We start from the raw sequence: 6,965 nt of genomic DNA on the forward strand, positions 1-6,965 counted from the left end.
GCTGCGTCAGTCCTTCGATCCGCGGGAGTTTCTGCCGTTGCGCTTCCTGCCACGCGCGGACGGCACGGTCCGGCCGACGATCACCGCGCGCCGGGAACGCGCTTCCGGTTCGGGAGCGGTCTTGCGGCCGATGGCCTGCCGGACCCCGTAGCCGAACGCCGCGACCTTGACCAGCGGGCCGCCGAAGGTGGAGGCGACGGTGGTGGAGAGCGCCGAGGCGTTGGAGGTGACTTCCTGGACGTCCGTCGCGATCGCGTCGACCTTGTCGAGCTGGGTCTGCGCGGAACGTACGGTCGCGGAGGCGTCGGCGAGCAGCGGGACGGCCTGTTCGGTCACGTCCGCCACGAGCTTCGTGGTCGCCCTGAGCGTCTGGGCGAGCCTCACCAGCACGACGGCGAGGAACGAAACCAGGATCGCCCAGAAGACGGCCACCAGGATCCCGGCCACCTCACCACCGGACACAGTGCACCGCTCTCTGCCTTGTCGTCTGCCTGTCTTGTTACCTGCTCTTGGGCGACGGCCGTCGCGACGGCCGATCACCGTCCCCGAGCCTATCGCGCCGGGGCTCGCGCCTTGTACCGCATTACGGTCCGGCCCGGCGGGAGTTCCCGCAACAAGATTGTACGGAGCGCTTTCGGGCCAGTACTCTGCGTGTTTCATGCGACGCCCTCAGCGCCCCTTTCCGCCCTCCGACGATTCGAGCCCTCCAGCCGCCTCCCCGGAGACCTCCTCGCCCTGCCACCCGGGCAATCTCCCCGCGGAGCTGAACAGATTCGTGGGGCGCGACGGCGAGTTGACCGATGTCGTCGGGCTGCTGGAGGAGTCCCGGCTCGTCACCGTCATCGGGGTGGGCGGGGTCGGCAAGACCCGGCTGGTCACCAGGGTGGCCGCACTCCTGGAGAAACGGTACTGCGACGGTGTCTGGCTGGTGGAGCTGTCCACGGTCCACGATCCCGTGCTGCTGGAGCACGCCCTGGTCGACGCGCTGGGCCTCACCGATCACACGAGCAGACCGCCCCGCACGACACTCCTCGAACACTGTTCCGAGCGCCGGCTCCTCCTGGTGATCGACGGTTTCGAGCATCTGGTGGACTCCTGTGCGGAGTTGGTACGGGATCTGCTGCGCCGTTCCCCGCAGCTTCGGGTGCTGGCGGCCGGCCGCCGGCCGCTTGACCTCGACGGCGAGACCGGATACCCGCTCGCGACCATGGGCGACGAGGACGCCTTGCTCCTGTTCACCGAGCGGGCAGCCTCGGTACAGCCCGATTTCCGGCTGACCGAGCACTCCCGGGGCACCGCCCTGGAACTGTGCCGCCGCCTTGACGGCATTCCGCTCGCGCTGGAACTGGCCGCCGGCCGGCTTCGCGCCTTGTCGACGGAGCAGGTGCTGCAGCGGCTGGACGACCGGTTCCGGTTGCTGACCGGCAACAGCCGCAGCGCGCTCCCCCGCCACCAGACGCTCCGTACGGCCATCGGCTGGAGTCATGAGCTCTGCGCCCCGGAACAGCGGCTGCTGTGGGCGCGGCTCTCCGTCTTCGCCGGGCAGTTCGACCTGGAGGCGGCCGAGTACATCTGCAGCGGCCCCGATCTGCCGGCCGATTCGGTGCTGGACGTGCTGTCCGGGCTGCTGGCGCAGTCCGTGGTCCTGCGGGAGGACTCGGCCGTCGGCACCCGCTACCGGATGCTGGACACCGTGCGGGAGTACGGCGCCGAGTGGCTGGCGGCCACGGGCGACACGGACCGGCTGCGCCGCCGCCACCGGGACTGGTTCCTGGGGCTCGCGACCTGGTGCGAGCTCGACTGGTTCAGCCCTCGGCAGGCCGAGGTGGCCGCCCGGGTGGAGAGCGAGCTGCCGAATCTGAGGCGGGCCATGGAGTGTTCGCTGGAAAACCCCGAGGAGGCGCACCTCGCGCAGTACCTGGCGGGCACGCTCTGGTTCCTGTGGGTCGGCTGCGGACGCCTGTCCGAGGGCCGGCACTGGCTGGAACACGTGCGGGAGGAAGAGACGCCCTACGACACCTCGCGGCTGAAGGCGCTGTGGGTGCTCGGGTACGTCGCGGTCCTCCAGGGCGATCCGGTGGGCGCGATCTCGGCACTGTCCGAGTGCCGGGAGGAGGCGGATCTGGCGGGGGACGCCGTGGCGTCGGCCTACGCGGTGCACCGCACCGGCTGCCTGGCCCTGGTCACGGACGACATGGCGCGCGCACACGAACTGCTGCAGGAGGCACTCGGCCGCTACCGGGAACTCGGGGAGCTGAACAGCAACGTACTGATGGCCCAGGTCGAGCTGGCCATGGCGACCGGATTCCAGGGGGATCTGGACGGCGCGGTCGTGATCTGCGAAGAGGTCCGGGAGATCTGCGAGGACCACGGGGAGCGGTGGGCGCTGAGTTACGCGCTGTACGTCCTGGGGTTCGCCGCACTGCAACGGGGCCGCCCCGGCAGGGCGCGGGAGCTGCTCGGGGAGTCGCTGGCCATCAGCCACACCTTCCACGACCGCCTGGGCACCGTGCTCGCCCTGGAGCTGCTGGCGCTCGTCACGGTGGTCGAGGGCGACGCCGCCGAGGCGGCTCTGCTGCAGGGGGCCGCCGACGGCATCTGGCCGTCGGTGGGGCTGCCGCTGTTCGGCTCGGCACACTACGGCAGGCCCCGGGCCCGGTGCGCGGAGCTGGCCCGCCATGAGCTGGGCGAGGCACTGTACGCGTCGGAGCTGCGCGCCGGCGGCAGGCTGGGCACGGACGCGGTGGTGGCCAGGGCCTTGTCGGGCCGGCCCGGGGAACGGGCGCCGGGCGCGGGCCCCGACGGGCAGGAGCCGCCGTCCCCGGCCGCGAAGACGCGAAAGCCCGCCGCCTCCCCGATCGGGGAGGGGCGGGCCTGAGCGCCGGTGAAGAGCGGCTACGCCTGAATCAGCGGGCGTAGTACTCGACGACGAGCTGCTCGTCGCAGATCACGGGGATTTCCTTGCGGTTCGGGTCCCGGTCAAGGCGGAAGGCCAGGGCCTTCAGGTTCACCTGCAGGTAGCGCGGGGTCTCACCGTCGGTGTCGTAACCACCCTCGCGGGCAACCTGGAAGGGGTACTTCTCGCGGCTGCGCTCGCGGACCATGACGATGTCGTCCGGACGGACACGGAACGACGGCTTGTCGACCTTGCCACCGTTGACCTCGATGTGGCCGTGGACGACCATCTGGCGGGCCTGGTAGATCGTCTTGGCGATACCGGAACGCAGGACCAGCGCGTCGAGGCGGCGCTCGAGCTCGACGACCAGCGCCTCGCCCGTCTTGCCTTCGGCCTTCTTGGCACGGTCGTACGCACGCGCCATCTGGCGCTCGCTGATGTCGTACTGGGCGCGCAGACGCTGCTTCTCGAGCAGACGGACCTTGTAGTCCGAGTTCTGCTTGCGGCCGCGGCCGTGCTCGCCCGGCGGGTAGGGGCGGGCCTCGAAGTACTTGACAGCCTTCGGCGTCAGCGCAATGCCGAGCGCGCGGCTCTTCTTGACCTTGGGACGCGACTGATTAGGCACGTTCTCCAGACCTCCGTTGTAGGTTAGGTTAGGCTCACCTTACTCAAGGAGATCGCATGTCTCGCCCTGGGAACACCACACACGTCACGGACAGCACTGACAGCGTCGACGCACTCAAAGGCGTCGATACGACGGAGGACCGATCAGATCGTGGTCAGCCGCGTCCCAGCGGGCTTGAAAACACACGGATGCCGTCAGCAGCCGAGCGCACACGAACTCTCGTACAGAGTACCTGCTCCGCGGTGCTGCTCATCCCCGGGCTGGAAACCGCGGGCTCGGACCAGCTGATGCCGCTGTCCAGGAGCATGGGTCCGGACGGCGACCTCTTCCTCGAGTTCCCCGCTGATTCCCCGGCCGTACGGGCCGCGACCCACGCCCAGGACGACGAGCTGACGGCCGTGCTGGAGATCACGGACGTCGCCCCGGTCGCCGTACCGCACCGCATCCGCGGCCGGGCCCGCGTCTGCGGATGGCTCACGTCCGTACCCGGGATCGCGGGCCCCGGCCGGATGCTGCTGCGGCTGGAGACGGGCGAGGCCCACGTCGAGGACCTCTGGGGTGCGGAGGCGGTCGAGCCGGAGGAACTGGCGGAGGCTGCCCCCGACCCCCTCGTCGCCCACGAGGCGGAGCTGCTGCAGCATCTGCACGCCGCGCACGGGGACCGGCTGGGGACGCTGAGCGAGCTGCTCGGCGAGCGGGCGGCCCCGGCCGGCGCGGTGAACCGGCCGTCCGTCGTACCCGTCGCGCTGGACCGCCACGGGCTGCGGGTCCGCTTCTTCGAACAAAACGGGCCCTGCTTCGACGCGCGCTTCGATTTCCCCGAGCCGGTGCGCGACGTGGTGGAGCTGCGCCACGCCATGCGCACCCTCTTCGAAGCGGCCGCGCACTGAGACCGCCGCCTACGAACCGTCCGGCGCGCTCGCGCCGCCGTCCCTTTCCGTGCGGCCCAGACGCTCACGGACCCGGTCCGCCACATCCGCGTACCGCGCCTCGGCCCCGTAGCGGGTGGGCCGGTAGTAGCGCTTGTCACGGACGGCGTCCGGGGCGTACTGCTGGGCGGCGATGCCACCGGGGACATCGTGCGGATAGACATAACCCTGGGCGTGGCCGAGCTTGGCGGCGCCCTTGTAGTGGCCGTCACGCAGATGGGCCGGGACCGCGCCGGCCAGGCCCTTCCGTACGTCCTCCTGGGCCGCGAAGATCGCCAGCGTGGCCGCATTGGACTTCGGGGCGAGCGCCAGCGCGATGGTGGCATGGCTGAGGGTGAGCGCCGCCTCCGGGAAGCCGATCATCGCGACGGCCTGGGCCGCCGCGACCGCGGTGGGCAGTGCCGTGGGGTCGGCGAGACCGATGTCCTCACTGGCCGAGATCATCAGCCGCCGGGCGATGAACCGGGGATCCTCCCCCGCCTCGATCATGCGCGCCAGATAGTGCAGTGCCGCGTCCACGTCGGAGCCGCGGATCGACTTGATCAGCGCACTGGCCACGTCGTAGTGCTGATCGCCGTCCCGGTCGTACTTCACGGCCGCCCGGTCGACGGTCTCCTCCAGGGTGAGGAGGGTGATCTCCTCCTCCTGCTTCGACAGCGCCGCACCGGCCGCCGCCTCCAGCGCCGTCAGCGCCCGGCGCGCGTCGCCCCCGGCGATGCGCAGCAGGTGTTCCTCCGCGTCCTCGGGCAGCGTCACCGCGCCGCCGAGTCCGCGCTCGTCGGTCAGGGCCCGCCTCAGCAGGGCCCGCAGGTCGTCGTCGGTCAGCGACTCCAGCGTCAGCAGGAGCGAGCGCGAGAGCAGCGGCGAAATGATCGAGAAGTACGGATTCTCGGTGGTCGCGGCGATCAGCGTCACCCAGCGGTTCTCCACGGCCGGGAGCAGGGAGTCCTGCTGGGCCTTGGAGAAGCGGTGGATCTCGTCCAGGAAGAGGACGGTCTCCTTGCCGTAGCCGCCGGTGGCGCGACGGGCGCCCTCGATCACGGCCCGTACTTCCTTGACGCCCGCGGTGATCGCGGAGAGCTCGACGAATCGTTTGTTCGTGGCCTTGCTGACCACATAGGCCAGGGTCGTCTTCCCGATGCCGGGCGGACCCCAGAGGATCACCGACGAGGGACCGGCAGGTCCCCCGCTCCCCTCGCCGACGAGGCGGCGCAGTGGCGAGCCCGGCTTGAGCAGATGCTGCTGGCCCACGACCTCGTCGAGGGTACGGGGACGCATCCGGACAGCGAGGGGGCTGCTGGACGGGTCCTTCTCCTGGCGGTCTTCGGCAGCTGCGGTAAAGAGGTCGGGCTCCACGTTTTGAAGCCTATGTCACCGCACTGACATCCCCGCCGGGCCGGTGGGGCCCGGCAGCAACGGGAGGCCGGTCAGCTGGTCCAGAAGTCCCACCAGCGGGTCAGGATCAGCATGCCGATGATCCCGATCCACAGGACCGGGGGCACCCAGTGGAACTCGGTGAGCCCGTTGCGCAGCCAGCTCGGCGCGGGAATGATCCGGTGCTTGATGTTGTGCGTGGTGACGTAGCAGAACATGAGGATCGTGGCGACCCAGGCCAGGCAGCACCACAGGCACAGCGAGTTGATGTTGTACAGCGACTGGTACTGGAGCCAGGTGCAGAATCCGACGCCGAACAGCGTGCCCGCGTTCATCCCCAGCCAGTACCAGCTGCGGAAGCGCGCACCCGCGAGCAGGGCCAGACCGATCCCGATGATCACCGGGTAGGTGGCCATGCCGAGCATCGGGTTCGGGAAGCCGAAGGCCGACGCCTGGTCGCTCTTCATGATGTTGCCGCAGGCCACCACCGGGTTGAGGCTGCAGCCCGGGACGAAGTTGGGGTCCTCCATCAGCTTCAGCTTGTCGATGGTGATGACCCACGCGGCAAGGAGTCCGGCAGCGCCCGTGATCACCAGCAGCAGTGCCAGCGCGCGACTGCCGCCGATGGTCCTCTTCCCGCCGTCCTCGTCCTGGTCGGATGAGGGGTGGTCAACCGCTGCAGTCGTCATATCGCCGTTCCGTCAGTGAGTGGCCTGCTGGGGCACGGTCATTGTGCCGCACGGCCGCACCGGACTTCCGTTCGATGAACATAAAGATGCGCGCACAGGCACGGGCGGCACGGCACCGGAACGAGGGGGTGCCGGGCCCCTCGCCGCAGTGACGAGGGCGTCAGCGCGTGTCCTCCGACAGAATCCGCCCCACCCGCGGGTTGTCACTGCCACCCCTGAGCGGAATCGCCCAGCAGGAGGAACGGGCACCCGCCAGGTTGACGACAGGGGAACGGGGCGCCCGCAGAGCGCTGTTGAAGGGCCGTCGGCGCTCCCCGGTCGTGGGGGGGGGGGGGGGGGGCCCCCCCCCCCCCCCGGCGCGGCCCCGGGGGGGGGGGGGGGCCCCGGCCCCCCCCCCCCCCGGCCCCCCCGCCGCCCCCCCCCCGCCGCGGCCGGGGTCGGGGAGGAACCGA

The 6,965-nt window shown here is 70.6% G+C and carries 5 protein-coding genes and 1 pseudogene; 2 read left to right on the forward strand and 4 right to left on the reverse strand.

The window, feature by feature from the left end:
- Positions 1-6: 6 nt before the first annotated feature.
- Entirely contained in the window at positions 7-447 is a 441-nt protein-coding gene (locus ACIOEW_RS38975; RefSeq protein WP_401970106.1) for a DUF948 domain-containing protein, read from the reverse strand.
- Between the two features lie 211 nt (positions 448-658).
- Here ACIOEW_RS38975 and ACIOEW_RS38980 point away from each other — a divergent pair.
- Positions 659-2,888, forward strand: a pseudogene (locus tag ACIOEW_RS38980) (ATP-binding protein).
- 18 nt (positions 2,889-2,906) lie between these two features.
- On the opposite strand, the gene rpsD reads toward ACIOEW_RS38980, so the two are convergent.
- The gene (gene rpsD / locus ACIOEW_RS38985; RefSeq protein ID WP_136327444.1) at positions 2,907-3,521 is read right to left on the reverse strand and encodes a 30S ribosomal protein S4; all 615 of its coding nucleotides are present in this window, start codon (positions 3,519-3,521) and stop codon (positions 2,907-2,909) included.
- Positions 3,522-3,709: 188 nt separating this feature from the next.
- On the opposite strand from rpsD, the gene ACIOEW_RS38990 reads away from it, so the two are divergent.
- Positions 3,710-4,411 (forward strand): DUF2470 domain-containing protein, encoded by a 702-nt coding sequence (locus ACIOEW_RS38990; protein ID WP_401970098.1) that lies wholly within the window; start codon positions 3,710-3,712, stop codon positions 4,409-4,411.
- A gap of 9 nt (positions 4,412-4,420) precedes the next feature.
- On the opposite strand, the gene ACIOEW_RS38995 is transcribed toward ACIOEW_RS38990, so the two are convergent.
- Both ACIOEW_RS38995 and ACIOEW_RS39000 read right to left on the reverse strand, forming a co-directional pair.
- Positions 4,421-5,806, reverse strand: a complete 1,386-nt coding sequence (locus ACIOEW_RS38995; RefSeq protein WP_401970101.1) for a replication-associated recombination protein A — start codon at positions 5,804-5,806, stop codon at positions 4,421-4,423.
- A 71-nt stretch (positions 5,807-5,877) separates the two neighbouring features.
- Positions 5,878-6,513, reverse strand: a complete 636-nt coding sequence (locus ACIOEW_RS39000; RefSeq protein WP_362555072.1) for a vitamin K epoxide reductase family protein — start codon at positions 6,511-6,513, stop codon at positions 5,878-5,880.
- Between the last annotated feature and the right edge of the window lie 452 nt (positions 6,514-6,965).

It is taken from the genome of Streptomyces sp. NPDC087901, from assembly GCF_044742205.1.
Taxonomy (GTDB): domain Bacteria; phylum Actinomycetota; class Actinomycetes; order Streptomycetales; family Streptomycetaceae; genus Streptomyces.

Coding starts and splice junctions, on each gene's coding strand:
- ACIOEW_RS38990 (WP_401970098.1), top strand. CDS start 3,710: ATGCCGTCAGCAGCCGAGCGCACACGAACTCTCGTACAGAGTACCTGC.
- ACIOEW_RS39000 (WP_362555072.1), bottom strand. CDS start 6,513: ATGACGACTGCAGCGGTTGACCACCCCTCATCCGACCAGGACGAGGAC.